This window comes from Amycolatopsis sp. NPDC114505 (assembly GCF_055633615.1).
This window is the reverse complement of the sequence record NZ_JBVKDV010000006.1, coordinates 490201-516870: the sequence shown is the minus strand read 5'-3', so window position 1 is coordinate 516870 and position 26670 is coordinate 490201. Positions and strand designations below refer to the sequence as shown.

Below are 26670 nucleotides of genomic sequence, written 5' to 3'. Positions count from 1 at the left end.
TCACTCGCCGACCCACTTCTTGATGTCCGGTGACGGGTCGGCGGCCTTCGGGATTTTGGTGCTGAGGAATGCCATCAGGTGGATGCCGTTCATTGTCACCGAGGAGTCGTCGAGCGTAAACGACTGCTCGCTCGAGTTGTTCGTCTGTCCGTACTTACCGCCGATGCAGAACGGCCCGATGCCGACGAACCCGCCGCCTTCGATGTGGTCGGCGTACTGCTTGACATGTGCGGCGACCTCGCGGCTGTAGATGGTCAGGTTTCGGATGCACAGCGCCGCTGTCGGGTAGGCGATCATCGCACCCTCCGGTTGCTCCGTGCCGTCGGAGTGCAACGGGGGGTAGCCGAGCAGTTCGAATCCGGGCTTGGGTCGCCAGCCGCGCGCCCAGAACCAGTTCGCGTTGAAGGCCGGCCGTACGATCTGGACCTGGGTGTAGTCGAACTTGATGCCGAATGACTTACCAGTCATGTCGACCTCGAAGTTTTCACGCCCGCCGCCGCCGGCCGCGCCCACGTTGAAGAGGCCGAGGGAGAAGCCAACCGTGGCGCTGCCCTGCCTGGTGGAACTGGTCAACTTGGTGTGCGTCTCGACGTGCCGCTCCTCGTAGACCGCCCAGTTCGGATTGCGCGCGAATCCGCCGGGCACGACTGTCGCGGGGAAGAACGGATAGCCGAACGAGCCGTTGACAGTGTCGTCGATCTCGGCGACGTCGCTCTTCAGCCGGTTCCACCAGAGCAGCATCGAGGTGCCGAGGATATGGTCGATGGTCGCCTGCGCCGTCTCGATGTCGTTCTTGAATCCCCGGCCCACCCAATCCTGCAGAGCCTGCTTCGCTCGTGCTCGGTAGATGCCGCCGCTGCGGTTCCACTCGATCCGGTCGGCGGCGCTGCCGGTCTGCGAACGTGCCAGCCGGGCGGCGTAGTCGATGACGGCGTTCTCGTACTTCGCCCGGTACTCCTCGTACGCGAGTGTTGCCTTGGACGGGCGGATCTCCTTGGTCTTCGCGCCGGTGAGGAAGTTCTCGACGTCGACCTCCTCCTGCAGCAGCGCGCGCATCCGTTCGATGATCTTCTGTTCGTTCTCAGTGAGCTGGTCGTCGGCGACCTCGCAGTTGTTCAGCGTGTCCGCGTAGGTCTGCGACAGCGTCCGTCCCGCCTGCGCGTAGACGACCTGAGTGTGCTTGTACTTCGAAGCTGGATCGCGCTTGCGCTCCCATCGTGACCCGCCGCCCGGACTGCCCAGCGGAATGAAGTCGACGATGCGCGACCAGTTCTCCCACGTGCCGAGAAGGTGGCTCTGGTACATGGCCCTGGCCTCTTGAACCGCCTGCACCTGGTCCATTCCCGGCGTGTCCCCTTGGATCGTGTCGACCAAGGTCTTGAAGAAGGGGAGGGTCAAGGGTGACGGCCCGGCGAACGGGCCCGCGATGGCGAAGTCGAATTCGGACTCGTGCATGACCATCGACGGCATCATCCAGTTGATCATCGTGTTCTGCGGGATCGGCAGTTCGGCGTCACCGCCGGTCAGCCCGGCGTAGAGCTCGTCGATGACGATGCCCATCAACTCGTCCAGCTTCATGCCTGTGCACCCTTCTCGAGCCGGCTCTCCGGTGCGTCAACCGGCCCAGCCTGTGCGCGAACGCGGGAAGGGCGCTTCCGGGATTTCCCTATCGGATCCCTACCCCTCGTTGGCGTCGGAGATCAGCACCCGGGTCAGTTCCGAGCGCGATCGCACTCCGAGCTTTCGGTACACCCGGGTCAAGTGTGCCTCGACGGTCTTGCGCGAGACGAACAGCGAGCTCGCGGCCTCGTTGTTGCTCATCCCGCGGCCGACCGCCTGAGCGACCTGCAATTCCTGCGGTGACAGCCGGTCGGCCGCCTGGTTCGTGCCGGGAAGCACTCGGCGCTGGCCGGTGGCGGCCAGTTCGGTGGCGGCCTGCCGGGCCCACGAGACGGCGCCCAGCGACTCAAACGCTCCGTACGCGGCCAGCAGCGGTTCGCGCGCCGTCGACGGTCGCCGGAAACGGCGCAATGACTCGCCCCGGCTGAGCCAGGTGCGAGCCTGCTCGAACGGCATCTCCAGCCGTCGATGCTCCTCGTCGGCCCGGTCGAACCAGGACATCGCCGTGTCCACCGTCTCGGCCAGCATCCCCGTGCACCGGGCCGCGGCGGCCGCCGGCCAGGCCAGACCGGTGAGTCGTGCGGCGGTCTGCAACCAGGTGACCACCTCGCCGGCCCGCCGTCGGTTGCCGCCGCGCAGGTGTGCCTCGGCGAGATCCGCGGTGACCGGCACTACGCAGGGATTGTCCACACCATGCTCGACGGCGTAGCCGAACGCCAGTTCGAGATGCGTGGCGGCGTTGTCATAGTCACGTTCGCCGAGCGCCGCCAGGCCCAGCGCCCCGGGCAGAGAGGCCTCAAGACTGCTCACCCCGTACGGGCCTACCTCCCGCCGCGCCCGCGATACGTGCTCATCGCAGCTGGCCTGGTCGCCGCGCAACGCGGCCATCCGGGCAAGACACGCCAGGCTGAAGCCGAGCGCGCTGACCTGGCCGGACTCCTCGGCCCACCGCAACGCCTCGGCCGCGTCGGCGAACGCTGCGGCCCACCGGCCCGTCCAGCAGTCGATCTCACTGCGCACGCTCAGCGCCAGCGGCAGGGTGACCGGAGCGGCGTGCTGGTGGGCCGCATCGATGGCACCGCTGATCAGTCTGTGCCCACGCACCGGCTCGTCGGCCCAGAACAGGCATTGTCCCGCGAGCACGATCAGCTGTTGCTCGGCGGGGGGACGCCCCTGGTCCAGGAACTCCGCCGCCTGATCCAGCGTCCGGAGCCCGTCCTCGACTTGCCCGGTCATGACCAGCGCGTGACCCAGCATCAACCAGGCACGCGCCGGATCGGCCGACGCCCGCCGGGCCAGCTCGACACTGGTCCGGGCATGCTCTACCGCGATCTGTACTTGACCGTTGAGCACCGCCGACAGGGTCGCCACCCCGAGCAGTGCACTAGCACGGGCGGGATCGACCGGCTCTGTCGCTCGGGCCGCCGCGACCAAAGCTTCGTGAGCCTGCGCGGGCTGGCCGATCCACGAGCGGATTCGGCTGCGCAATAGCTCGATGTCAGCCCGTACGAGCGGGTCCGCGGTCGCGGCGAGGGCTTCGTTGCACCAGGAGAGGGCAGTGATCGACGAGCCGCCGGTGAACGCGTCGTGCGCGGCGGTCAACATCCGCCGGGCCTGGGTGGCCGGATGCGAGGTCAGCTCTGCCGCGCGCCGCCAGGCCAGCGCGGCATCGCTGTAGCCGCTGTGGTTGCGGGCATCGGTCGCCGCCCGCACAAGATCTTCGGCGACCTCATCGTCCGGCCCGGTCGCCGCCTCGGCCCGGTACCAGGCGCGAATCGGGTCCGCAGACACCTCGGCCATGGCCCGGAACGCGTTGATCCGGTGGGTGAGTGACGTCTGGCGCAGCACCACCGGGCGCAGGACCGGATGCCTGAAGTCGATCGTGCGCTCGCCGGCCACGACGATCCCGGCGGCCTCGGCCGGACCCAGTGCGTCCAGATCGAGACCCTGTGCATGCAGGGCTGCCGCGATCATCGCGACCGTGTGGGTGTGGCTGGCGGCCACCACGGCTAGTGCCGCCCGGGCCGCGTCGGGCAACTCCTCGATTCGGCACGCCCACGCCGTCTGCAGGCTGCAGCCCAGCGGTAGCAGATCCCCAACCGGCTCCGCACCAGTCAATTGCGCCGGTCGCAAAGAGGCGGCGGCCTCCAGCAGGGCCAACGGATTGCCGGCGGTCAGCAGGTACAACTGGTCGGCGACCGCCTGGGGCGGGACGTGTCCGTGCCGCCGCAGCAACTCCGCCCCTTCGACGCGGGACAGCCCGGCGAGCTCTAAAACTGCCAGGCCAGCCTGGCAGACTAGGGCGGCGGCTTCCGGACGAACTGTGAGGATCAGCGCGACGCGTTCGGAGAACAGTCGCCGGGCCACGAACACCAGGACCCGTTGCGACGACGGGTCCGCCCAATGCAGATCGTCCACCAGCATGGTGACCGGGCCGGTCTCGGCCGCGGCGGCGAGCGCGCTCAACGCGGCGGCGCACACCACGTACGGGTTGGTTTCGGCCCGGTCGGTCAGCGCGAAACAGCCATCCAGCGTGTCCCGCTGCACCTGTGGGATATCCTCGAAATGGCTTCGGAGCGGGACGAAAAGGTCGGCGAGCGTCACGAACGGGAGCACCGCTTCGGACTCGACCCCACGGGCACGCAGCACGCCGGGGCCTGCCCGGGCAGCGAGGTAGTCGAGCAGCGCGGTCTTACCGGCTCCGGGCTCTCCGGAGATCGCCAGCGCTCCGCCCTGTTCGGCGGCCCCGGCCAGCAGGCCATCCAGAATCGCGCACTCCTCGCGTCGGCCCACGAGGTCGGTTCCAACCGCCAGCATTGATCGGTCGTCCCGCATGGGCCCGGCCCCTTCCGATGGTCCACGAACGTAAGTGGCATGGTCACATTATGCAGCGGTTTACGGGTTTCAGAAATAGCCCAACCCTAGCAATTGACATTGCCGGGAATGATCAATTTCCTGGATGGCAGCACCTGGGTAACCGCAGTCATGACAGACTTGCCACACAATCGACCAATAACTAGACATGATTGAAAAAACCTCGACAGGACCAGATTTTGCCACAAAATCAAGTCCGGACACCCACAGGATTCACGTGCCCACCAGTGTCAAAGACACTGCCGTGTCAACCATGAGCATGGCTGTACCGAGTTTCTGTCAAGATTGTTCGCCGCGCGACGGCACCGCCGTCACATCCAACCCCGGCCAAGCCTGGACCAGGACTCCGACGAGCTGCCCGTCTACATAAGGCGCGTCTACGCAGACGATCCTGATCCGGTTCCCGATGAGATCGACCAGCCTTGCACAGGCGAAGGGAGGGACGACTGGCGGCTCCCGGCCTCAGTTAGCGGTCAGCGACTACTACCCTGAGTAATATTGGCTGCTACGTTGAGATACTGCGCTCAGCACGTACCAACTTCACCAAGGTGCGTGAACGCTCTGCACCTACGCCCAGCGTCTTCCGGAGATTCTCTGCGGAGACCGGGCGCTGATACAGCTGCCGATGCCGCCGATCCTCACACCGGGCCCGCTCCAGCAACTCAGCATCCACGTTCACACCCTCTGACTGCTCGACCGGAGCACTGTCCGAGTCGGTGGCCTCGGCCGCGTCAGCCGGAGACCCAACGGCTGATACGGAGGCTAGGGCCTGCAGCAGGACCGGTCCGACCTCCGACCAGCCGATCAGCAACAAGGGACCCACCGCATCGAACAACGCCTTCCCCACCTCACCAGCGATCAACGGCTCCGCGACGTTCAACGCCAACGTCACCACGCTCGACGCCAGCAGCAGCCGGCGAGCCGGCCGAATCACCTCCGCAGGAGCGCCTCGCAGAGAGAGGGACCGAATGGCGATCATCAGCCCTACCACCGACAGATCCACCGCAGGCGCCACCAGCGGCGCAACCCAGGCCGGTATCCCCAACCGGAGTGCCAGCGTCAGTACGTTCCCGAACCCGAACAGAAAGGTCAGAGCGACGATGATCCCTACGATCAGCGTCACCGCCGACAGCACCAGATCGCGCCCCTCGCTCGGGCTCAACACAGCACCCGACCTCCCTGGCAACCCCCACCCCGACCCGCGCCCTCCGCGATTGACCTGCACGAACAGTTCGACAGAATCCGACACGGACGTGCCCGAGAAGTGCCCGAGAGGTCTCGTACCCGACGACAGAATGCGGTATAGTCCGACACAAGTGATGTACATTGACCAGCCAAAATGGTCTTGCCCGACATCACTCGACACCCCAAAACGCGTTCTCTTAACCAGCGGGTTACGATTCCGGCGGTATCGGAAGATCGTCACTTGAGTTCGGTGCTCCCTTAGATGCCCGAGGCATGTTCGCCTCACGCTCTGCTCGAACGAGCCTGACAAGCTGGCGCACTCGGCCAGCCGTCGACACACGCAGCCAATAGAGGCTGAACTGAACCGTGCCTCTGCGCGATCAGCAACTCGAGTTGACGCGTTGAGCTGCGGCTCTGGTGCAGAGTTGGCGGTCGACCCCATCGCGCGGCATTCTGACACTAGTGATCCACTTAGATAACCGACGCCCTCCCACGTCAACGCACGTGGAGGCTACGTGTCAACATCGTCGAGTGCCCGCGAGGAAGCGCAACAAACAGCACTCGCGCTACTACGACTCCGGCCGATCTCCCGTCCCGCCCCTCGTGTCGTACAGCCCGCCGACCGCATCGTCGAGACGCTCGCGATCCCACCACTACCCAGGGCAGGCCCCATGGCTACGGCGCTTCCCGTCCCGCCACTAGAGCCGCTGGTTGATAACTCGACGGCGGGGTTCGCCCTTGTGCGGGTGGACGGATCAGGCGCCGTTGCGTCGAAGGCAGCCATCACCCTGCTCGGCTGGTCTGCGGGGATCCCGATTCGCTACAATGTACGTTCGGGACTGATCGCTGTCACCGCGGACCCGACTGCTGGACGGCGGGTGCCGGCGAAGCTGAATCTCGTGTTGCCCACGAAGATCCGTTCCCGCTGCCGTATCCGCGCCGGCGACCAGGTCTTCCTCGCCGCACTGCTCGAGCACAAGTTGCTGGTCATCTACCCGCAGCGTCGTCTCTACGACATGGTTCTCGCCTACCACACCACCCTTCGGACCGAGCCCGGCTCGCCTCCCTGATCACCGGGAGCCATATCGCCGCTCCTGCGGGGTGTTCGCGCCACACGACAGCGGCGCGAACACCCCGCAGACTGGTCAGGCGGGTGCGAGCGGATGTGGTTCGCCGGTCAGGGCGGACAGGGCGTTGGCCACTTCGGTGATGTCGGCTCTGACGTAGGTGGTGGTGGTTAGGTCGCTGCCGCTGTCGGCGTGTCCGGCGTAGGCATGTGCGACGCCAATTCCGAAGCGACGTTCGACCCAGGTCAAGGTGGTGTGGCGGAGCCAGTGGGCGGTGACGCCCATGGCCTTGGCCCAGTCGAGTTCGTTCTGGACGCGATTGAAGATGTAGTCGTAGCGGCGTTCGGTGATTGGCTTGCCGTCGGCATAGCGCAGCAGCTGTCCATTGCGGTCGCCGTCACCCGTTCCTCGGCGTGCGCCAGGAGGTGGCGTATCAGTGTCGGCGAAACGGGCTGCCAGCGTTCGGTCTCGCCCTTTTCGCGCAACAGGACCAGGCACTGCTTTTCGTCGAGGTCGCGGGGCCGCAGGGCCAGTGCGCCGCCGCGGCGGCAGGCGGTCTCGACGTGCAGGCGGCAGATCAGCGCGTCGAGTTCCGGGTCGTTGCCGGTGCTCGCCACGACGTCGGAGAGCTCGACGTGCCGAGCGTTGGCCAGGCCCCGGCGGGTGGAGGGGTTGCGGCGCGGCTTGGTGACGCGGATGGCCGGGTTGTTGCGGTCATCGATGCGCTGGTCGTTGACCAGGTGCTTGTAGAGACAGCGGACGGCGGCGATGAAGTTCTCCGCTGCGTTGCGTCCGCCGCGGGAGTTGCGCCGGATCCGGGCGGTGCGGCGCACGATCTCGGCCTGGGTCTTGATCTCGCTGGCGGTGATGGTGTCCATCGGGCGCCCATCCCAGGCGGCTTCGGCTTTGTTCCAGTAGGAGCCGTAGGAGGCGGCGGTGCTGGGCGAGACGAGCCCGGCAACGACGGGGATCCATTCGTTGATCGTCGGGACGGGCTTGCGGTCGTCGTTCTCGGCCGATTCGTTGAGGAGATCGGCGGGGTTGACGCCCAGGCGCGAGAGCAGCAGCCGGGCGGCTTCGAGGTCGCCAGGGTTTGTGGTGGTGTCGGTCATTGGTCCGCCTCCCCAGCGGCAAGGGTGGTGTGAAAGTCGCGCAGCATCGCGAGCACCACGTGATCGGGGTGCACGATCAGGACGTCCTGGGCCAGGTCGGCCACGAGCAGCACGCGGCTGCCGGCCAGCACGCGGCAGCCATGCCGGACAGGGGCCGGGAGCACGACATAGGGTTTGGTGGTCATCCGGAAGACGCCGTCGGCGCGGCGGCAGATCACCGCGGACGAGCGGAGCTGGGTGATCAGCAGCCGGTCTCCCGGCTTCCAGTCCAGGGCGATGACGATGCCGCGGTCCTGGATCCGGCCAGAGGCGTCCAGCAGCGCGGTGGAGAACCGCCGCAATCCATCCGCGGCCAGGTCCGGCAGCGCCGGTATCGGCAGCGGGACGAGGGTCCCGGCCCGTACAGGAGAAGGTTCAGGCCTGCCGGTGCGGGACGTGAGCGTGAGCGGCGCGATGCCGGTCATGACGCACCTCCCCGACAGCGGTCGCACGGGGAGGGCGCGGTCAAGATCAGCGCAACCGAGTCTGACCTGGGCTGAACGCCAGAAAGACCCGCCGTGGCGGGCCTGTTACTCTGTGGTGCGGGAGATATCCCGTATTTCTGTGTCCGAGGACCGAGTTGATCTATAACCCCACACTGAAGTTCGCCACCGACCTGCAGTTTGAGTGACCGACATCCGAGCTGGAGATTTCCCACGTCTGCGTTTTCAAGGGGGGACTTGGACCCCACACGTGGGATATCTCCCAGGCTTGGGAGATCATACACTAACTGTAGCTCAGAGTGATCGCACATGCATTCCGAGTATCGAGCCATCAGCGGACAGGCGGACTCCCGCGCGGGGCCTCAGGTGCGTCCCGGCAACTGACGTCAACGGCTCGAGCGACGGGTTGAACGCGCTCCGGGCAGCCACTTGGCCGTGCTGCCTAGCCGCAATCGTCGCCTCCGAGAGCGTCGCCACCGGGCCATTGATCCGCCCAATCGTCGCTAAGACGCGCAACACCTGGCTAGCGCGGCGAGAGCCGGTGCGCGCGCTAGCGGCGTTAGCCAACCGCGTCAACGGGCCGCCGGCGCGCTTGTTCAAGCTCGATCAGCATCGACACGATCGGCGCCTACGGCAGCGTCTCGATCAGCCGGCGGTAAGCACGTTGCCGGCAGGCCTGCGAGCAGTACGCGCGGACGACCGGCGGCCGGCCGGGCGACCAAGTGGTCGAGGTCACACGTCATCTCTGCCGGATGTGTACGGTACCGTTTCGTTCACATCGACCGGAGGGAAGAACCCATGGATGCCGAGCGGCCTGCACCGTCGTCTCGAGGAGTCGGGCGAGAGGACGCCATTCTGGCGGCGGCGGCGGAGCTGGTCACCGAGATCGGCTACGAGCGCGTGACCGTCGATGCGATCGCGGCCCGCGCCAAGTCGTCAAAGGCCACGATGTACCGGCGCTGGGCCGGCAAGGCCGAGCTGGTCGCCGAGGCGTTGCGGCGGTCGGCCGAGGGCGCCGGCACGACGCCGCCGGACACCGGAACGGTCCGTGGCGATCTCCTCGACGCCGTGGCCGGCATCACCCGGGCCGTGACCGGTGCGGGCGGGCCGGCGCTACTCGGACTGGTCGAGGGCATCCGCTCCGACCCGGCCCTGCGCGAGCTCATCGCCGACCAGATCAGCCGACGCGGCCGCAAGGATGCCGAGATGATCTCCGCCCGCGCGCGCGCCCGTGGCGAGGCTGCCGTGGCCGAGCGGGTCGTCCTGGCGTTGGACGTGGCCATCGCCAGGGTCCTCCTGCTCACCCTGCTGCGCGGCGCGCCGCTCGACGAGGCCGCGCAGCAGTACCTCGTCGACGAGGTCCTCCTCCCGCTCCTCGGCCCCACGCACTGATCCCCACGCCGGCAGCTGAAAGAGAATCGTCATGCGCAGCACCCTCACCACCGACATCGAGCAGTTCCCGATCGACGTCCCGCAGGGCGACCTCGACGACCTGCGCACCCGGCTCGCCCTCACCCGGTGGCCGGGCTTCGAGACCGTCACCGACACCAGCCAGGGCCCCACCACCGGGGCGATCCGGGCGCTGACCAGTTACTGGGCCGAGACCTACGACTGGCGCCGCGCCGAGGCCCTGCTCAACGGCATGGGCTCCTACCGCACCACCATCGACGGCCTGGACATCCACTTCCTGCACGTGCGTTCACCCGAGGCCGACGCGCTGCCGCTGCTGATGACCCACGGCTGGCCCAGCTCAGTGCTCGACTTCGCCAAGACGGTCGGGCCGCTCACCGACCCCGCCGCTCACGGTGGCGACCCGCGGCAGGCGTTCCACCTGGTGATCCCGTCCCTGCCGGGCTTCGGGTTCTCCGCCCAGCCCGACACCACCGGCTGGGGCTTCCCCCGGATCGCCGACGCCGGGATCGCCCTGATGGACCGGCTCGGCTACGACCGCTGGGGCGCGCACGGCGGTGACCTGGGCACCGCGGTGACCAACACCATCGCCGCGAAGGGCATCCCGCAGCTGGCCGGTATTCACCTCAGCATGGGCATGTTCGGCCCCGATCCCGACGAGATCGCCGACGCGACCCCCGAAGAGCAGGCCATGCTCGCGAGTGCCGGCCACTTCTGGGACAAGCTCTCGGGCTACGCCAAGGAACAGGGCACCCGCCCGCAGACCATCGGCTATTCCCTCGCCGACTCACCCGTCGGTCTCGCCGCCTGGATCTACGCGATGTTCCAGGACACCTGCGCCACCCCCGGTGACGCACCGGCGTCGTTCACCTACGACGAACTGCTCGACGCGATCATGATGTATTGGCTGCCCAACGCCGGCGCGTCATCCGCGCGGATCTACTGGGACATGCTCAACGGCGGCGCACCCGCGCCGGTCACGGCCGCCTCGCCGATCGCCGTGCCGACCGGGTTCATTCAGCTCGCCGGCGAACATGTCCGCAAGACCCGGCGTTGGATCGAGCGCCGCTACACCGACCTCGTCCATTTCGCCGAGGGCCCCGGCGGCCACTTCGCAGCACTCGAGAACCCCGAGGCGCTCATCGACAGCATCCGCGCGACCTTCGCCACCCTGCGCTGAGCCCCATCGCCCTCATCCCCAGGAGACCTCCTGTGTCCGGCACCCCCACCGTCCTGCTGCCCGACGACCTGATCGGCCTGCTCCGCCGACCCAGCCCGTGCTTCATCTCCACCGTGATGCCCGACGGCTCACCCCAGCTGACCCAGACCTGGGTCGATACCGACGGCCACCACATCCTGATCAACACCGTGGTGGGCTACCGCAAGGCCAAGAACATCGCCCGCGACCCCCGGGTGGCCATCAGCGTGACCGACCCCGACGACGTTTCCCGCTACTACGCGCTCCGCGGGCACGTCATCGACTCCACCACCGACGGCGCGGCCGAGAACATCGAGGAGCTCTCCCACAAGTACCTCGGCACACCCCACCCCGACTTCAGCGGCAAACCCGAGACCCGGTTGCTGCTCACCATCGCGGTGGACTCCATCGCCCACGCGCCCCGCACGTAGCGGACGCACCCTCCATCCCGGTCCCCAACTCTGCTTGTGGACCTGGTTGGAGCGTTACCGTTGACCGCCGGGGCTGGCAGGCTGCAGCCCGGGGTCGGACAGTGGTCTGTCGGCGAGACCGGCGGTGCGTCATGATCGTTGTTTAAACGGGCATTATCTCGACGTAGCGGCTGGACCATGGGCTATGACCACTCGGTCTATGTGCCGACCTCGAGTTGCAACCTTTGCCAGGCGCTTGGTTTGTGCAGGTCGACCTGGTTCGAGATTGATCTGCGGTTCGCGCATGAGACGCCGTCGACGCACGCCGAGCTGGCGCTGATCGCCGGGCCACCGACGACGACAGCTGCGGTGGGGCAAGTTGTGCTGCAGCGGGTCGGTCCGCACTCGGGGATGGTCGGCCAGATAGCTGGTCAGGAACCCGTCGACCGCGGCGTCCTGGGCGTGCCGCAGCTGCGCGGTCAGCAGATTGGTGGCCTCGATTTGTCGTTGTGCGGGATTGACCGGAGGGGCGTGATCGGTCCGCTCCGGGTCGATGCCGGCTACCGACGCCGCGGGTTCGGCACGGTCCTTGTCGCGGCGGCGCTGGCGCGCGGGCCAGGCTATAGGTGGTCGACGACCGCATTTGGCGAGTCGGTGGCTGCACGGGCATCTTGCGCAGCTCAGTGTTGGCCGGATGGTGCGCAGCTGGGCAGTCCGTTCTACTGCTCTCATATGAAGCTCGCGAACGGCGACGACGTCCAAGTCGAAATGACCACGCCAAGCCGATGGCGCTTCCCCGTTAGAATTATTGGTGTTTCCGGAAGGTGTCCGGCAGGAACAGTCCTGCGCCTTGACGCGTACGCCGCTCGTCGCGTTGGCATGAACGGGCGCTCAGCTCAGCCACTGAACAATCACAGCGGCCACTAGCGGTACGACAAGCCAGAGGGGTCCTATTCGCCTAATTCGACCCGCTTCGGTGGCATGCGGCCCGGTCATCCGCGTTGTCGGCGAGCACGCGAGACAGCCCAATTGCGCAGGCGTTCGGCGATCTCGATTTCGTAGCCGTTTTGGGTGGGCTGGTAGTACGTCTCGCGGTCCATGCCGGCGGGGAAGTAGTCGGCGCCGGAGAAGCCGTCGGCGGTGTCGGGGTCGTACTGGTAGTCCTTGCCGTAGCCGAGGTCCTTCATCAGCCGGGTCGGGGCGTTGAGGATGTGCGCGGGCGGCATGAGCGAGCCGGTGCGTCGGGCGGCGCGATGTGCCGCGTCGAAGCCGCGGTAGACGGCGATGGACTTCGGGGCGGTGGCGAGGTAGACGACTGCCTGGGCGATCGCCAGCTCGCCCTCGGGTGAGCCGAGCCGCTCGTAGACGTCCCAGGCGGCGAGCGCCTGCTGAACCGCGTGCGGATCAGCCATGCCGATGTCCTCGCTGGCGAAGCGGACCAGCCGGCGGGCCACGTACAGCGGGTCCTCGCCACCGTCGAGCATGCGGGCGAGCCAGTACAGGGCCGCGTCCGGGTCGGAGCCGCGCATCGACTTGTGCAGCGCGGAGATCAGGTTGTAGTGGCCCTCCTGCGCCTTGTCGTACAGCGGGGCGCGCTGCTGGATGTGGTGGGCGAGCGCGGTGGTGTCCAGGGGTGTCCCGGTGTCCGGAAGGGCCCGGAGCTGTTCGGCCATGTTGAGGAGGTAGCGGCCGTCGCCGTCGGCCATGGCGATCAGGGCGCGGCGGGCGTCGTCATCCAGGGGCACCGGGTGGCCGGTAAGCTGCTCGGCGCGGTCGAGCAGCGTGGACAACGCGGCTTCGTCGAGGCGTTTGAGGACGAGGACCTGGGTGCGCGAGAGGAGGGCGCCGTTGAGTTCGAAGCTCGGGTTCTCCGTGGTGGCACCGATCAGGGTGATCGTGCCGTCCTCGACGTAGGGCAGGAAACTGTCCTGCTGGGCGCGGTTGAAGCGGTGGATCTCGTCGACGAACAGCAGGGTGCCCTGACCGACGCTCCGCCGGTTTCGCGCGGCGGCGAAGACCTTCCGCAGCTCGGCCACGCCGGAGAAGGTGGCCAACACCGATTCGAAGACCAGGTTGCCGCCGTCCGCGAGGAGCCGGGCGATAGTCGTCTTCCCGACGCCGGGCGGCCCCCACAGGATGGCGGAGCCGAGGCGCTGCTGGGCGACCATGCGGCCCAGCGGGGCGTCCGGGGCCAGGAGGTGATCCTGCCCGACGACATCTTCGAGCCGCGTGGGGCGCAGACGGTCGGCAAGTGGCCGCGCGGGCTCCTCGTCGAAGAGCGGCAGGGTCGGTTCGGTCGGTTCCATCGGACTCTCGGGTCGAAGGCGGACGTGTGCGGGCGTGACAAGCGTTGCACGGGACACCGACGAGCGAGGGCTCAGCCGCCGGCGCGGAAGCTCTCGGCGCTCATCGAGCGCCGGGGCGGTCGCGGCGCGGCAGCCGCTCGACGACCAGGTCGTAGGAATTCGCGACGGCGTCAGTGATCATTCGCTCGGTGATGCCGGGACCCGGCCCCAGTGAGATCCAATGCCGTTTGTCGAGATAGCGGCCCGGGGTGATCGAGGCGTAGCCACGTTCTTGCGCGCGGGCGTATTCGGGTTCGCACTTGACCGTGATGATCTGGTCAGCCGGGTCGTCGGTGACGATCAAGAACACCTTGCCGGCCACCTTGTACACGTCCAGGTGCTCGGTGAACGGGTAACCGTGGTCGGTCCCGGGCAGCGCGAGGGCCGCGGCGCGCGCGGCGTCTTGGAGCCGGTCACCGGCCGCACTCACCTGGCTGCCCGGGTGCCGCGGCCGTAGGTGCGCGGGTCGACGGGCCGCTCGGCCTTGGACAGGTGGGAGACCACGAGCAAGTAGGAGTCGGTGACGAGCTCCTCGACCAGCCCCTCGTCGACGCCTTCCCCGGCCTCCAGCGTGATCCAGTGCTTCTTGTTCATGTGGTAGCCGGGGGTGATGTGGCGGTACTGCTCCCGCAGGGCGAGGGCCTCGCCGGGGTCCGCCTTGAGGATCACGACGGGGCGCCCCGGAACCTCGGTCATCAGCATGAACACCTTGCCGCGGACCTTGAAGACCTCCCAGCCGGGGCCGAAGGGATGCTCCAGCCGAGCTCCGGGCAGTTCCTCCGCACGATCGGCGGCCGTCTTCTGCAAGTTCGATCCGTTCATGGGTAGTGGGCCTTCTCAGGTGGTGACGGACTGTGGCAGCGATGGAAGAAGAGGGCGCGCCGCGCGTCCCAGTCTTCCCGCGCAGTCGACCAAGAGGGCGGTAGGCTGCGGACACGTGATGGTCGACAAGCGACACCCCAAGCCGAGCGAACCGGTCGCGGTTCCGTTGTACGGTTTCCAGCCCTCGGGTCGGTACTCCGTACGGCCTTGAGGTGAGCACCGTCGAGGACTTCTTCGCCCAGCACGACGACTGGCCGTGGAATCCACCCCATCCGGTCCGCGTCACCTTCCACTACCTGATCCTGGTCACCGAGGGTGAGTTGCGGCACGACGTCGACCACGTCACGCGGACCGTCGCGCCCGGCCAGTGGCTGTGGGTGCGTCCCGGGCACGCGCTGTGCTTCCATCCGCCCGGCGACGCCCGCGGCCCGTTCATCCTGTTCGAGCCGGACGTGCTGACGCCCGCCACCGCCCGCCTCCTGGCCCCGCTCACCGCACACGCGGCGCCCGCGGTGTTGAGGCCGCACCCCGATGACGCCCCCTGGCTCCAGCAGACGGCGTTCCAGCTCCTGGACGAACACCGCGCGCTCGGGCGCCGCCCTCTCGATCTCCACCACGCCCTGCGCCGCAGCCTGCTCGAATCGCTGCTGCTGCGCCTCGCCAACGCCGCCGGGATCGCCCCTGCCGACGCGACGGCCGGCACGAGCCGTGGTGACCTCTATGGACGGTTCGTGGACACCTTGGAGCTGCGTTTCCGCGAGCTGCACCGGGCCGCGGACTACGCCGAGCTGCTCGGCTGCTCGGTCCGCACCCTCAGCCGCGCCGCTCAGGACGCCACCGGCAACGGGGCGCGTGAGCTCATCAACGAGCGGCGGCTGCTCGAAGCCCGGCGCCTGCTCGGAAGCGCCCGGTGGGACGCCCGGGCCGTGGCCGCCCACCTCGGTTTCACCGATCCAGCGAATTTCGGCCGCTTCTTCCGCGACCGCACCGGCCTCACCCCGGCCGCCTACGCGGCCCGCGACACCACGACCGATCCGTGAGCAGAGCGCGGCGGCCCGCTCGGGCTGGGGTCAGACCCAGTCGGGGATGTGCTCTTCGGCGTAGCGGGCGCCGAATCCGCCGGTCGGGAGGACCTCGTGGATCGCGGCAAGATCGGCCTCGGTGAGGGTGACGTCGGCCGCGTGGGCGTTTTCCTCCATACGGGCGGCGCTGCGGGTGCCCGGGATCGGGACGATGTGCTCACCCTGGGCGAGCAACCAGGCCAGGGCGAGCTGGGAGACGGTCATGCCCTTGGCCGTGGCCAGCCGGCCGAGCCGGTCCACGGCTTCGACGTTCTTCTCGAAGTTGCCGGGCTGCCGGCGCGGGTTGGCGTGGCGGAAGTCGGTGGCGTCGTACTCTGCCGCGGGCTTCGCGGTACCGGTGATGAAGCCGCGGCCGAGAGGCGAGTAGGGGACGAATCCGATGCCGAGCTCCTGGAGGCGGAAAGAGCTGTTCGACGTCGCGCTCGAAGAGCGAGTACTCGGTCTGCAGGACCGAGACCGGCTGGACGGCGTGCGCGCGACGGATGGTCTGCGGACCCGCCTCGCTGAGGCCGAAGTACTTCACCTTGCCCGCGTCGATCAGTTCCTTGACGGAGCCCGCGACGTCCTCGATCGGCACGTCCGGGTCGACGCGGTGCTGATAGAGGACGTCGATCCGGTCGACGCCGAGGTAGCGCAGGCTGTTGTCGGTGACTGTGCGATGTTGTCCGGGCGGCTGTTGAGGCCCAGGCCCTGCTCGGTCTGTGCGAAGCCGAACTTGGTGGCCAGTACGACCTCGTCGCGGAAGTCGCTGACCGCCTTGCCGAGCAGAATTTCGTTGTTGCTCGTGCCCCAGCCGTAGAGCTCGGCGGTGTCGAAGAAGGTGACGCCCAAGTCGTGGGCGCGGCGGATGGCGGCGATGCCCGCTGCCTCGTCACCGGGGCCGTAGCCCATGGTCAGGCCCATCGAGCCGTAGCCGATCGCCGAGACGGTCAGCGGGTCGCAGTGGAGGCGCGCGACACAGCCGCCTCACCCACCGCCATGTCGACCGCGTGGAAGGCCCCGCCCCACATGTGGAAATCGACGCTCACGCCCGCCTCGGACAGACGGCCGGCGTAGCCGAGCCGGTGTCGATGTAGGTGCGCGGCAGCCGGCTGAGGTCTTGGGCGCGGGCAGGCGCGGCGGTTTCGAGACGATGTGTGCGATGACCTTCAGCGGCCCAGGTCTCAGTCGTCCAGGACGACGACGTGCTTGCCTGGAGTGGCGCCGGACTCGACGTCGGCCTGGGCGTCACGGACCTGCTCCAGGCCGTGGTAGACCTTCGCGATCGGGACTGTGAGGCGCCCTGCGGCGATGGCCTGGAGCTGGTGGGCGAAGACGTCGGCTGGGAGGTCGGCCGCCTGACCGCCATAGGACGTCAGCCGCACCCCGAAGGGGATCATGAACGGGGAGAAGTCGGGGATCGTCCACTGGCCCGCCAGGGCTCCGGTGAAGCAGACGGTGCCGTCCCGGCGGACGGTGCGGAGGGTGTCGGCGAGGACCGAGCAGCCCACCAGTTCCAGCGCGGCGTCGACGCCGTCCGGCACCAGCTCGCGCGCTTGTTCGGCGATAGTGCCGTTGTCGATGAGGGGATGGTCGACGCCCGCTGCCCGCAGTTCCCCGGCCCTCTCCGCGCTGCGGGTGGTGGACAGCACGGTGGCTCCGATGTCCTTCGCGATCGTGGCCGCGCTCAGCCCGACCGTGGAGGTGCCGCCGCGGATCAGCAGCGTTTGTCCCGCCTGCAGCCCGAGGCCGGTGGCGAGGGAGCCGTACGCGGTCTGGAACATCTCCGGTAGCGCGCCGACGACCTCCCACGGCAGGCCGGTGTCGAATGGGATGACCTGCTCCGCGGGCACCGTCACGTACTGGGCGTACGCGCCGTCGTAGGAGCGGCCCATGCCGCCCATCATCGTGGCCACCTGCTGTCCCGGCCGCAGCCCGCTGTTCTCGTCGGCCTCGTCGACCACGCCGACGCCCTCGATGCCGGGCACACGCGGGTAGGTGACCTCCGGGCTCGACTCGCCCTTGCGGGTGGTGACCTCGGACTCGTTGACGCCGAACGCTTTTACCTTGATCCGCACCCAGCCGGGCTTGCGAACGGGCACCGGCACATCCTTGATCTCCAGTGCGTCGAGGCCGCCCGGCCGGGTGACGACGACGGCTCGCATCGTCACCGGTGCGGTATCGGCCGCTGCTGTCGATGGGTTCATGCCGAACTCCTTCTCGCGTGCTCAGGGGCGGTCGATGTTCGCCCACAAATCGAGGGCCGCCTGGTAGTGGGCGCCGGCCTCGAAAGGCGGGTGGCCGACGCTTTCCGCGGTGGGCCGGTCGATGACGGCGGGCCACAGACGGGTCTGCTCGCCGGTGGCGAAGTCGAGCACGATGTCGCGGATGCGCGTGTCGCGCTCGGCTTGGCCGGGGCTGCGGCCCGGTTGTTCCTGGCCGACCAGGGCATACATCTCGGTGCCGTGCACGGCGGGCGCGCCGTCGGCGGGCCCGATCGTGAGGAGGTGGGCGTTGCCGCCCGCGGCGGTGTGAGTCAGGGCGCCGCGGGCGGCGGGGAGCGCGAAGATGTAGTCGGTCAGGAGCGCGGCACGAACCTCGGCGGGGGTGCGGCCGCGCTGGTCGTAGGCGTCGACGATCTTCTTCGCGCGGGAGCGGGGAATGCGCCAGCCCGCGACTTCGTCGGTGATGCGGTCGATGGTGTGCGGGTCGAACCGGTCGAGGTCGTTGGCCACCCACCAGCCCATGTCGTCGCTGGCGAAGCTGAGGAGTACGTCGATGTCCCGGTGCGAGCCCGAGGCCAGGACGTCCATGGGGTGGGCGTGCAGCACTGCGCCGGGCTGGCCGGTGTCCAGGACGACGCCGAGGCTCTGGCAGTCCATCCCGCCGCGGGCTCCGAGGTCGGTCGGGGTGACCTGGTGCAGGGCGGTCACCAGGGAGGCCGGGTCGAGGTCGATCAGCTTGTCGGGGTTTTCCGCGACGCCGAGTTCGGTGACGAACCGGTGCGCGAGTTCCTCGGCCCACCAGGCGGGCTGGAGCCGGGTGGGCCCGGCGGAGAACCCGGCGAGTCGCCGGTACAGCCCGTCCGCGGACGACGCACCGAGCAGCCCGAACGTGGAATAGGCGCCGGCGCTGTGGCCGAAGACGGTGACCTGGCCGGGGTCGCCGCCGAAGGAGGCGATGTTCTGCTTGATCCAGGTGAGCGCGGCGATGATGTCCTGCAGGCCGAGGTTGCTGGCCTCGGCGAGCCGCCCGCCGTATTGCGAGAGCGAGACCGCACCCAGCGCGCCGAGCCGGTAGTTGACCGACACGCCCACCACCCGCCCCGACGAGGCGAGACCGGCGGCGTTCGAGGTGATCTGGGTGTTCGCGCCGAACTCGAATCCGCCGCCGTGGACGTACACGGCCACCGGTAGCGCCTTCCCCACGGGCTGCGCGGGAGCCCACACGTTCAGGTTCAGGCAGTCCTCGCCGGTCCCGCTGTCCGCTTCGAGCCAGTCGCCGGTGTCGGGCTGGACGGGGGCGACGCCCTTGCGGTCGTAGGGGCGGTCCGGGTCGAATGCCGCGAGCGCGGGGCGGCGGTACCGCTCGGCGGTGGCGTACGGGATTCCCCACCAGGACCGCACCCCTGGTGCAGTCGGGGCCGTGGGTGCGGTGGCGGTCATGACGTGTCCTTCCGGCGCGGTTGCTTGTTCTCGATCATTTCCCGGGATTCGGTAAGTGGCCCTGCCGGCAGCGGTCATCTGGTGGTCAGCAGGTGACACTCTTCGCTGCCCCTCGTCGTCCCGTAGTCCGAGTTCGGCGGGTTCACCGGTTCGAGTTGTCGATCTCTGTGGGCGACCTGCCCTGTTCGCCGGCGAGCAGGGCCCACGAAGCCCTTCAGGTCCTGCCCAAGCCGCACCAGAGCAAATCGATCAGCGCGGCCGTCTGCTCCCGCCAGTCCTCGCCGGGGCTGAGGTAGAGCAGCCCGGCCAATCCCCGCAGGACCGTCTCCGGGTTCAGGCCGTCGCGGACGGTCCCGGCGTCGACGTTCGCCTTCAGCAGGGTCGAGACCGCGCCGACCATCGCGTGGTACCCGCTCGTGGGCAAGTTCCCCGCGGACGGACGTCTCGACGCGCAGGGCATCGGCCAAGCCGATTTTGGTCATCATGTAGTGCGCGAGATGGTCGGTAGTCCAGACCCGGAACGCCACCTCGGGCGGGTGCGCGGCGAGCAGGCGCGGCACGATGTCCACCAGGTGCCGGACTTCGCGCTGATAGACCGCCAGGATGAGCGCTTCGGACGTCGGGAAATGGCGGTAGACCGTGCCGACCCCGACCTCCGCCTGCTTCGCGATGGCATTGAACGACAGCTCGGCCGAACGAGACAGCGATTCCGCCGCCACGGCGAGGATGCGCTCGTGGTTGCGCCGGGTGTCCGCCCGCCGGGGGCTGACCGATCCCGTCATCATCGTGCCTCCGGTCGTCGAGGTAACCGCACCCCTGGTGCAGTGGGTGCTGTGGCGGTCATGACGTGTCCTTCCGGCGCGGTCCGGGAGTTTCGCGGCGGGTCGCGGCCGGTTGCTTACGGTGACGCTTCGCCATCATTTCCCGGGATTCGACAAACGGCCCTGCAGGCATCGGTCATCTGATGGTCTTCAGGTGACACTTCCGCGGAGAAGTCGAGCCGGACGTTCCTCGCGTGCTTTTGCAGGATCGAGGGGCCGAGCTCCCACACCGGATCGGCAAACCCGGACGTCGTCTCCAGCGCGACGCCGGAGCGCAGCGGCCGCCCCGAAAGCACAAGATCTTCGTCGGCCGGCCGATATGCGGGCGTGCGAGCAGCGAGCGTCACGGGTGCTCCCATGGGTATCCAGCAAGGTCGAGCAGCACATCAGGTGTGGGCTCGCGGCGCGCGCGTTCGACCTCGGCGGGGGTGAGCTTCGGCAGGACGTGGCGGCGGATCGCCGCCCACGTGGGCCCGTAGCGGACCCACCAGCGGTCCGTGCCTCGAGGGTGCGACGCTGATCCAGGGCCTGCTGCAAAGCCAGGATCGCGGGCAGGTGCGCAGGAGTGATCAGGCAGTTCCCGCAGTGGAAGCAGTCCAGAAACGACACCTGACGGCACGGCTGCTGGGCGGCCGGATGCGACTGCGGGTTCGCGCACGCGTTCCACGCCGCCTCAGCCGCGCCCGCGACCTCGGGAGCCACGGTCGTGGCGTGAACTTGCAAAGCAGCGTGGCCGCTTGCGGCCACCGCGCGCTGGTGGGCTCCCAATGCCTCCCGCTCGGCGTCGATGTCGCGGGCCCACTCGATCGTTGTCTGGTCCCCGCGCAGGTAGTCGGCGAACAGCACGGCGACGCTGTTGGACCGTGCTGCCGAGGGCAGGTGACCGCCGACGGCGCGGGTGCGGCGTACCTCCATGCTGGCGCGGAGCCGGACACAGTCGATGATCAGCGGGTCGGTGGAGCCGTCAAGTCGCGGGTCGGTGCGCAGTTCGTGGCGTGCGCTCCAGGCGGGCAGCTTCAGGCTGGCGTCGAGCTTTGTGCGAACAGGTCGCCATGTTCGGAGACCGCGGGCCGGCCGCGGTCGGCGTTGCGCCAGATCGACCAGATCGAACTCGCGGCGCTCCAGGTGCGGCCGTGGGCCATCAGCCGGTGCGCAAGCAGATAGAGCCCGCCCGGCGTGTACAGCTCCCGGTGGGGTAGCCCGATCTCCCACGTGACCGTCTCGGTCCAGTGCTGCCGCCCGCGGCGTCGTTTGATCACCTGCAGCTCGACCGCGCGGTCTTCAAGAATCCGGTGCTCGACGGGCAGTTCCTTGATGGTTTCGACGTTCCGTTGCGTCAGCGCGGTCAGCAGGACGAGCAGCGGTTCCAGGTCGGGCCGAGTGACGAACAGCTGCCCGCCAGCGCGCGCCGGCGAAGGTTCTCGGTGACCACGTCGGTCCCGCTTCTCCGCGGTATCTCCCCTGTTTCGACGATTCCCCGGAGTGCCGCTCGGGCGCCGGACGGGTCGTCGTCGAGGGAGTTGAGGAGGCGTTCGCCGGCGTCGATCCGGTCTCGGAGCGCGGCGACGTCGGCGCGGGCGGCCTGGAGGATGAGGGCGAGTTCGCCGTCGCTGTAGCCGGACTTCGTCGACAGGGGGGATCATGGCTCGGCGGCTGAGATGATCCAGCACGTCAGCCGTGAGCTGTTCCTGCAAGGGTGGGGTGCGAAACAAGCTGCGCAGCCCGAGCAGCTCGACACCAACCGACTGGGCGGACACCGATTGTCGCCGGTGCCGGAAGTACACCTCGACCTGCCTGATCGTCAGCTCCCGCGGACGGGCCGGAGGATCCGGAATCTGTTCGAGGGCGCGGACGAATCGGGCCATCGTCCCCCATACTCCCCGCGCCGACGGCAGCGTCCGGCGGCTGCCCGCCGGGCCGATCAGCCGAGCGAGGGCCGCCGCCAGCGCTCGATGCCAGCCCGGCAGCGGTAGCGCACCCACATCGAACACATGTCGGCGTCCGTCCTCTCCAACGAACGGCACAGCAAGACCAACTTCACACGGTCGGCGACGCGCGCTCCAGGAATCGCAGCACAGCCAGGACTCGCCGGTGATCGCCCTCCGAGGCGGGCAGGTCGAGCTTCGTGAAGATGCTGTTGATGTGCTTGGCCACAGCGCTCTCGCTGACCACGAGCTTCTCCGCGATCCCGGCGTTGGACCGCCCCTCGGCCATCAGTCCGAGCACCTCCCGCTCCCGCCCGGTGAGCCGGTCCAGCGGGGTGTTCTGCCGCCGCACCAGCAGCTGCGCCACCACCTCGGAGTCCAGCGCGGTGCCGCCCGCGGCCACCCGGCGCAGCGACTCCAGGAAGATGCCCACGTCCGCGACCCGGTCCTTGAGCAGGTAGCCGACGCCGGTGGTGCTCGTCGAGAGCAGGTCGGCAGCGTAGCGCTCCTCGACGTACTGGGACAGCACCATGATCGACACCTCGGGCCACTGCCGCCGCACCACCAGGGCGGCGCGGATCCCCTCGTCGGTGAAGGTCGGCGGCATCCGCACGTCCGCGATCACCAGTTCCGGGCGGTGCCGCTCCACCGCGGCCAGCAGCCCGGCGGCGTCATCCACCGCGGCGGCCACCTCGAAGCCGGTGGTCTCCAGCAGCTTGGTCAGCCCCGCGCGCAGCAGCACCGAATCCTCGGCGATCACAGTTCGCACGGAAGCTCCACCACCACCGTGGTCGGCCCGCCGACCGGGCTGACCATCTCGAACCTGCCGTCCACCGAAGCGGCGCGCTGCGCCAGGCCGGCCAGCCCGGAGCCGCGGGCGGCGTCGGCACCGCCGATCCCGTCGTCCGCGACGGACAGCCGCAGCAGGGCGTCGTCCAGCCACACGTCCACCCGGGCCGCGGACGCCTGGGCGTGCTTGGCCACGTTGGCCAGGGCCTCCGAGACCATGAAGTACGCCACCGCCTCGACCGTCGGCGGGACCCGCCGGGGCACGTCCACCGCCAACCGCACCGGCACCGGCGAGCGGGCCGCGATGCCGGAGAGCGCCGCGTCCAAGCCGCGGTCCTCGAGGACCACCGGGTGCAGGCCGCGGACGAGGGTGCGCAGCTCACCCAGGGCCTCCTTGGCCTCCTCGTGCGCCTCGGCCAGCGCGGTCCGGGCGTCCTCGGGCAGGTCCTTCAGGGTCACCCGGGCCAGCCCCAGGTTCATCGCCAGGGACACCAGCCGCTGCTGGGCGCCGTCGTGCAGGTCGCGCTCGATCCGGCGGCGCTCGGCGTCGGCGGCGTCCACCACCGCGGCCCGGCTCTCGGTCAGGTCGGTCACCCGGCGGGCCAGCCGCTCCGCCCGGCTGGGGCCGAGCAGGGTGGTGGCGAACTTCAGATCCCAGCGCACCGAGGCCATGACCAGCCAGGGCGTGAGGTAGACCACTACCAGGCACCCGAGCGCCCTCCACATCGCCAGGGATGTCGGCATGGACAGCCAGTTCCAGTTCGGGCCGAAGACGATCGCCGCGCTCAGCCAGCCGAAGCAGATGAGCCCGGAGATCCACATGGTGCCCGCGATCACGCCGACCAGGTGTGCCGCCGGTCCCGCGATCAGGTGGTAGCAGGCCTGCCGCCAGGTGCGCGGGTGGCGCAGCCGCGCGCGCATCCGTTGGAGGAACGGCGCGTCCGCGGACGCCTTGTCCCGGGCCGTGTGCGGGGCCCGGGGGATCTGGGCGCCCCGGATCTCGTAGTACGCGTACCGGCGCAGCGTCGTGAGCTGTGGGCCCAGCAGCACCGCCGCCAGCGGCGGGAGGAAGGCGCAGGCGAGGATCGACGGCAGGTAACTGGGTGCGAAGAACGCCCACGGCAGCCCGATCAGACCCAGCGGCAGCAGGCTCAGCGCCGAGGAGAGGAGCACGAACCACAGGTCGCGCCACGCCCGCCCGCGCCAGGGCACCAGCAGGAAGCGGCCGATCAGCGCCACGGTGTTCATGGCCCCCAAGGTATCGACCACGTGACCGGTGCTCCATGGCTCTGGCGCCCGATTCGGCCTGTACCTAGCACCCCCCCCGGAACGGAAAGCCGCATTACTGATTCGCCGGGTCACGGCCGCCAGAGTGGTGATCGTGCCCGGCGCACCATCAGACGCCGACGCCGGGCGGAGAGGGGACGACCGCCATGCTCGCCGCCACGGACAGCCTCGGCCGTGACCCCGTCCTCAGCCGGATCGGGTCCCGGCCGAGGCGCGGGCGTCCGGACGCCCGCGCCGACCGCCCCGGCGGACGCCGGCCGGGGGCGCTCGGTGTCGCCTTCGTGCTGGCCGGGCTCGCGATGATCCCGTGGGTGTTCTACCTCTCGGTCACCTTGCCGGCCAGCGCGCGGGACGCGCACTGGTCGCTCGCCTGGGTCGGTCTGGACAGCTGCGAGGCCCTGGCGCTGTTCGCCACCGGCCGGTTCTTGCTGCGACGGGACAACCGGTGCGTGCTGACCGCGGTCGGTACCGCGGTGCTGCTGCTCGTGGACGCCTGGTTCGACGTCACCGCGGCGGCACCCGGCTCGGACCTGGCCACTGCGATCGGTATGGCGGTCTTCGCCGAGATCCCGATCGCGCTGGTCTGCGCCGTGCTCGGCGCGCGTGTCCTGCGCGCGCCGTTCCCGCGCGGCTGACCGGCCACCGCGACCGGTCAGGGCGGTGTGCCGATGCCGACGTCGTGAACGCCGCCGACGCAGGTCAACCACACTCCGACCGGTGTCACCTCGATCAAGTCACGGCCAGACCCCCGGCAGCGGCCTGGAGATCGACGCAGTCGCCCTGGTTATCGACATGCATGAACTCCCGGCGAGTCGGTACTCGGTCGTGGTTCCCGATGGCTCGTTACGCGATCTCCGACCGAACAGAGCTGCTGGTCGCTTGGTCGGGCCGGTGACCTCGTGGGCCGCGACGCACGCTCATGGCCGGACCCCAGTCCTGCTGCCCAGTCTCAAGTAGCCGAATTGCGGATGTCCATTCAACGCTGAGGTCGTTCTTCGCGCGGCTACCAGATTCCGCGTCTGTAGCGCGCTTCTCGTTCCCTTTTGGTCAAGACACGGTTGGGAGACCGGGCTGGGATGGGCGGGGCCGGCCGGCCAGGACGAGCACGTCAGGGCTGAAGTGGCGGGCGGCGGTCGCGGACCGGGCTGACCGACTCGAGTCGTTCGGCCAGTGCGAGGAGGTCGTTGTCGGCCCACCAGGTGCCGATGAGCTGGACACCGATGGGCAGGCCGCCCGCGGTCGTCCCGAACGGCAGCGAGACGGCGGGCAGGCCGGTGAGGTTGAATGGCACCGTCGCCCGCATGACGTTGCGGGCCGGCACTTTCTCCCCGCCGACAACGTAACTGGATTGCGCATGCGGCGGCGCCGGGATCGTCACCACCGGGCAAACGAGCACATCGTAGGCCTGGAACCAGTGCGTGAACACCGACCTCAGTTGTTCCACCTCGCCTTCGGCAGCAAGGTAGTCGGCGATCGTGACGTCCGGTGCCTGGAGCGTCCGCGCGATCACCGGGTGCAACTCCGCCTCCCGCCCGGCCGTGATGCCGCGCAGGTAGGGCAGCATCTCAGCGGTGAACAGCGTCGCCGAGATCCGCGTGCAGTCGTGCTCGGCAAGCCACGGGACGCCGACCTGCTCGACCTGGAGACCGAGGTCGGACAGAGCCACAGCCGCCGACGCCACCGTATCGGCCACCTCCGGGTCGATCGGGCCGAACGCGTCGGTGGTCCAGCCGATCCGGGCGGGCCCGCCGGGCCGGGCGGCGGCCAGGGCGCCCGCGTAGGGGTCCCGCCCGTCGGGGCCTTCCAAGAGCGACAGCGCCAGCCGCAGGTCACGCACGCTGCGCGCCATCGGGCCGGCATGCCACCAACGCCGCAGCGCGTGCGGGAAATGACCGGTGCACGGCACCCGCCCATGGGTGGGTTTGATCGAGGCGATGCCGGTGTCGTGAGCCGGTCCGCGCACGGAGATCGCGACATCACTGCCCAGGCCGAGCGGCGACAGACCCGCCGCGATGGCCGCGGACTCGCCTCCACTGGAGCCGCCGGGGGTGCGCTCGGGGTCGTAGGGGTTGAGCGACCGGCCGGCGACCAGGTTGTCGGTCTCGGTCCAGTACGACATCTCCGGCAGGTTGGTCTTCGCCAACGGGATTCCGCCCGCAGCCCGCAGCCGCGCCACGGCGGTGGCGTCGGCGTCCGGGACGTGATCGGCGAACAACGACGATCCCCGGGTGGTCCGCACGCCTTCGGTGTCGAACGAGTCCTTGATCGTGAACGGCACGCCACCCAGCGGCCCGGTGCGCGGGCGGGCGGCAGCGGCGAGGGCCTGCTCGCCCAGCACGGTGACGAACGCGTTGACCCGCTCGCCCAGCGCCTCGATGCGATCCAGATGCGCCTGCACGACCTCGACCGCGGTGACCTCGTCGACGGCTATGAGGCGCGCCAGCTCGGTCGCGTCGAGCCAGACCAAGTCCGCAGCGTCCATAGTCGATGATCGTAATGATGGGAGCCGGCACTCATCGTGGGCGGCGCCCCGAGCCGCGCAACGCGGCGGCGAGACCGTGACCGCTGCACGCACCGCCTGTGCCGCATGATCAACA

At 69.0% G+C, this 26670-nt stretch carries 25 protein-coding genes and 2 pseudogenes; 7 read left to right on the top strand and 20 right to left on the bottom strand.

The features are described from left to right. From ACZ7OU_RS48885 to ACZ7OU_RS48875, 3 genes are all read right to left on the bottom strand, one after another. The gene (locus tag ACZ7OU_RS48885) at nucleotides 1-1578 is read right to left on the bottom strand and encodes a hypothetical protein (RefSeq protein ID WP_470260570.1); all 1578 of its coding nucleotides are present in this window, start codon (nucleotides 1576-1578) and stop codon (nucleotides 1-3) included. A 99-nt stretch (nucleotides 1579-1677) separates the two neighbouring features. Then, nucleotides 1678-4455: a helix-turn-helix transcriptional regulator gene (locus ACZ7OU_RS48880; RefSeq protein WP_470260569.1), complete on the bottom strand. Its 2778-nt coding sequence runs from the start codon at nucleotides 4453-4455 to the stop codon at nucleotides 1678-1680. 544 nt (nucleotides 4456-4999) lie between these two features. Beyond that, entirely contained in the window at nucleotides 5000-5656 is a 657-nt protein-coding gene (locus ACZ7OU_RS48875) for a hypothetical protein (protein ID WP_470260568.1), read from the bottom strand. A 694-nt stretch (nucleotides 5657-6350) separates the two neighbouring features. Between ACZ7OU_RS48875 and ACZ7OU_RS48870 the strand changes: the two genes are divergently transcribed. After that, nucleotides 6351-6749, top strand: coding sequence for a hypothetical protein (locus tag ACZ7OU_RS48870; protein ID WP_470260567.1), 399 nt, complete (start codon nucleotides 6351-6353; stop codon nucleotides 6747-6749). A gap of 75 nt (nucleotides 6750-6824) precedes the next feature. Here ACZ7OU_RS48870 and ACZ7OU_RS48865 read toward each other — a convergent pair whose 3' ends face one another. Genes ACZ7OU_RS48865 through ACZ7OU_RS48855 form a run of 3 tightly spaced genes read right to left on the bottom strand, consistent with a single transcriptional unit; the run spans nucleotide 6825 to nucleotide 8322 of the window. Then, on the bottom strand, nucleotides 6825-6995 hold the full coding sequence (locus ACZ7OU_RS48865; RefSeq protein ID WP_470260566.1) for a hypothetical protein: 171 nt from the start codon (nucleotides 6993-6995) through the stop codon (nucleotides 6825-6827). Then, nucleotides 6992-7858 carry a site-specific integrase gene (locus ACZ7OU_RS48860; RefSeq protein WP_470260565.1) on the bottom strand — a complete coding sequence of 289 codons (867 nt, stop codon included), beginning with the start codon at nucleotides 7856-7858 and terminating at the stop codon, nucleotides 6992-6994. The genes ACZ7OU_RS48865 and ACZ7OU_RS48860 overlap by 4 nt, the downstream gene beginning before the upstream one ends. Continuing rightward, nucleotides 7855-8322, bottom strand: coding sequence for a hypothetical protein (locus ACZ7OU_RS48855; RefSeq protein WP_470260564.1), 468 nt, complete (start codon nucleotides 8320-8322; stop codon nucleotides 7855-7857). Before ACZ7OU_RS48855 ends, ACZ7OU_RS48860 begins: the two co-directional genes overlap by 4 nt. Before the next feature lie 816 nt (nucleotides 8323-9138). Between ACZ7OU_RS48855 and ACZ7OU_RS48850 the strand changes: the two genes are divergently transcribed. From ACZ7OU_RS48850 to ACZ7OU_RS48835, 4 genes are all read left to right on the top strand, one after another. Then, entirely contained in the window at nucleotides 9139-9732 is a 594-nt protein-coding gene (locus ACZ7OU_RS48850; protein WP_470260563.1) for a TetR/AcrR family transcriptional regulator, read from the top strand. Nucleotides 9733-9763: 31 nt separating this feature from the next. Beyond that, nucleotides 9764-10930 carry an epoxide hydrolase family protein gene (locus tag ACZ7OU_RS48845; RefSeq protein WP_470260562.1) on the top strand — a complete coding sequence of 389 codons (1167 nt, stop codon included), beginning with the start codon at nucleotides 9764-9766 and terminating at the stop codon, nucleotides 10928-10930. 32 nt (nucleotides 10931-10962) lie between these two features. Next, nucleotides 10963-11379, top strand: coding sequence for a TIGR03618 family F420-dependent PPOX class oxidoreductase (locus ACZ7OU_RS48840; RefSeq protein WP_470260561.1), 417 nt, complete (start codon nucleotides 10963-10965; stop codon nucleotides 11377-11379). Nucleotides 11380-11556: 177 nt separating this feature from the next. After that, nucleotides 11557-12285 carry a hypothetical protein gene (locus tag ACZ7OU_RS48835; protein ID WP_470260560.1) on the top strand — a complete coding sequence of 243 codons (729 nt, stop codon included), beginning with the start codon at nucleotides 11557-11559 and terminating at the stop codon, nucleotides 12283-12285. A gap of 65 nt (nucleotides 12286-12350) precedes the next feature. On the opposite strand, the gene ACZ7OU_RS48830 is transcribed toward ACZ7OU_RS48835, so the two are convergent. From ACZ7OU_RS48830 to ACZ7OU_RS48820, 3 genes are all read right to left on the bottom strand, one after another. Then, entirely contained in the window at nucleotides 12351-13664 is a 1314-nt protein-coding gene (locus ACZ7OU_RS48830) for a replication-associated recombination protein A (protein ID WP_470260559.1), read from the bottom strand. A 100-nt stretch (nucleotides 13665-13764) separates the two neighbouring features. Then, entirely contained in the window at nucleotides 13765-14133 is a 369-nt protein-coding gene (locus tag ACZ7OU_RS48825) for an MmcQ/YjbR family DNA-binding protein (protein ID WP_470260558.1), read from the bottom strand. Next, nucleotides 14130-14525 carry an MmcQ/YjbR family DNA-binding protein gene (locus tag ACZ7OU_RS48820; protein WP_470260557.1) on the bottom strand — a complete coding sequence of 132 codons (396 nt, stop codon included), beginning with the start codon at nucleotides 14523-14525 and terminating at the stop codon, nucleotides 14130-14132. Before ACZ7OU_RS48820 ends, ACZ7OU_RS48825 begins: the two co-directional genes overlap by 4 nt. 212 nt (nucleotides 14526-14737) lie before the next feature. Here ACZ7OU_RS48820 and ACZ7OU_RS48815 point away from each other — a divergent pair, with 212 nt between their 5' ends. After that, the gene (locus ACZ7OU_RS48815; RefSeq protein WP_470260556.1) at nucleotides 14738-15565 is read left to right on the top strand and encodes a helix-turn-helix domain-containing protein; all 828 of its coding nucleotides are present in this window, start codon (nucleotides 14738-14740) and stop codon (nucleotides 15563-15565) included. A 30-nt stretch (nucleotides 15566-15595) separates the two neighbouring features. On the opposite strand, the gene ACZ7OU_RS48810 is transcribed toward ACZ7OU_RS48815, so the two are convergent. From ACZ7OU_RS48810 to ACZ7OU_RS48765, 10 genes and pseudogenes are all read right to left on the bottom strand, one after another. Further along, nucleotides 15596-15988, bottom strand: coding sequence for an aldo/keto reductase (locus tag ACZ7OU_RS48810; protein ID WP_470260588.1), 393 nt, complete (start codon nucleotides 15986-15988; stop codon nucleotides 15596-15598). A gap of 79 nt (nucleotides 15989-16067) precedes the next feature. Then, a pseudogene (locus ACZ7OU_RS48805) lies at nucleotides 16068-16202 on the bottom strand (aldo/keto reductase); the annotation flags it as partial. Continuing rightward, complete coding sequence (locus ACZ7OU_RS48800; RefSeq protein ID WP_470260587.1) at nucleotides 16145-16525, bottom strand: aldo/keto reductase; 381 nt, start codon at nucleotides 16523-16525, stop codon at nucleotides 16145-16147. The pseudogene ACZ7OU_RS48805 and the gene ACZ7OU_RS48800, both read right to left, overlap by 58 nt. A gap of 245 nt (nucleotides 16526-16770) precedes the next feature. Then, nucleotides 16771-17793, bottom strand: coding sequence for an alcohol dehydrogenase catalytic domain-containing protein (locus ACZ7OU_RS48795; RefSeq protein WP_470260555.1), 1023 nt, complete (start codon nucleotides 17791-17793; stop codon nucleotides 16771-16773). 21 nt (nucleotides 17794-17814) lie between these two features. Then, nucleotides 17815-19329, bottom strand: a complete 1515-nt coding sequence (locus ACZ7OU_RS48790; protein ID WP_470260554.1) for a carboxylesterase family protein — start codon at nucleotides 19327-19329, stop codon at nucleotides 17815-17817. Between the two features lie 136 nt (nucleotides 19330-19465). Then, a pseudogene (locus ACZ7OU_RS48785) lies at nucleotides 19466-20036 on the bottom strand (TetR/AcrR family transcriptional regulator). Between the two features lie 113 nt (nucleotides 20037-20149). Then, nucleotides 20150-20419, bottom strand: a complete 270-nt coding sequence (locus tag ACZ7OU_RS48780; protein ID WP_470260553.1) for a hypothetical protein — start codon at nucleotides 20417-20419, stop codon at nucleotides 20150-20152. Between the two features lie 669 nt (nucleotides 20420-21088). Beyond that, the gene (locus ACZ7OU_RS48775; RefSeq protein ID WP_470260552.1) at nucleotides 21089-21937 is read right to left on the bottom strand and encodes a hypothetical protein; all 849 of its coding nucleotides are present in this window, start codon (nucleotides 21935-21937) and stop codon (nucleotides 21089-21091) included. A gap of 172 nt (nucleotides 21938-22109) precedes the next feature. Next, the gene (locus ACZ7OU_RS48770; protein WP_470260551.1) at nucleotides 22110-22766 is read right to left on the bottom strand and encodes a response regulator; all 657 of its coding nucleotides are present in this window, start codon (nucleotides 22764-22766) and stop codon (nucleotides 22110-22112) included. Next, a complete protein-coding gene (locus ACZ7OU_RS48765) occupies nucleotides 22754-24034 on the bottom strand; it encodes a sensor histidine kinase (RefSeq protein WP_470260550.1) in 1281 nt (426 codons plus the stop codon). Before ACZ7OU_RS48765 ends, ACZ7OU_RS48770 begins: the two co-directional genes overlap by 13 nt. 185 nt (nucleotides 24035-24219) lie before the next feature. Between ACZ7OU_RS48765 and ACZ7OU_RS48760 the strand changes: the two genes are divergently transcribed. Further along, a complete protein-coding gene (locus tag ACZ7OU_RS48760) occupies nucleotides 24220-24708 on the top strand; it encodes a hypothetical protein (protein WP_470260549.1) in 489 nt (162 codons plus the stop codon). A gap of 473 nt (nucleotides 24709-25181) precedes the next feature. Here the strand turns inward: ACZ7OU_RS48760 and ACZ7OU_RS48755 are convergent, their stop codons facing one another. Then, on the bottom strand, nucleotides 25182-26648 hold the full coding sequence (locus ACZ7OU_RS48755; protein WP_470260548.1) for an amidase: 1467 nt from the start codon (nucleotides 26646-26648) through the stop codon (nucleotides 25182-25184). Between the last annotated feature and the right edge of the window lie 22 nt (nucleotides 26649-26670).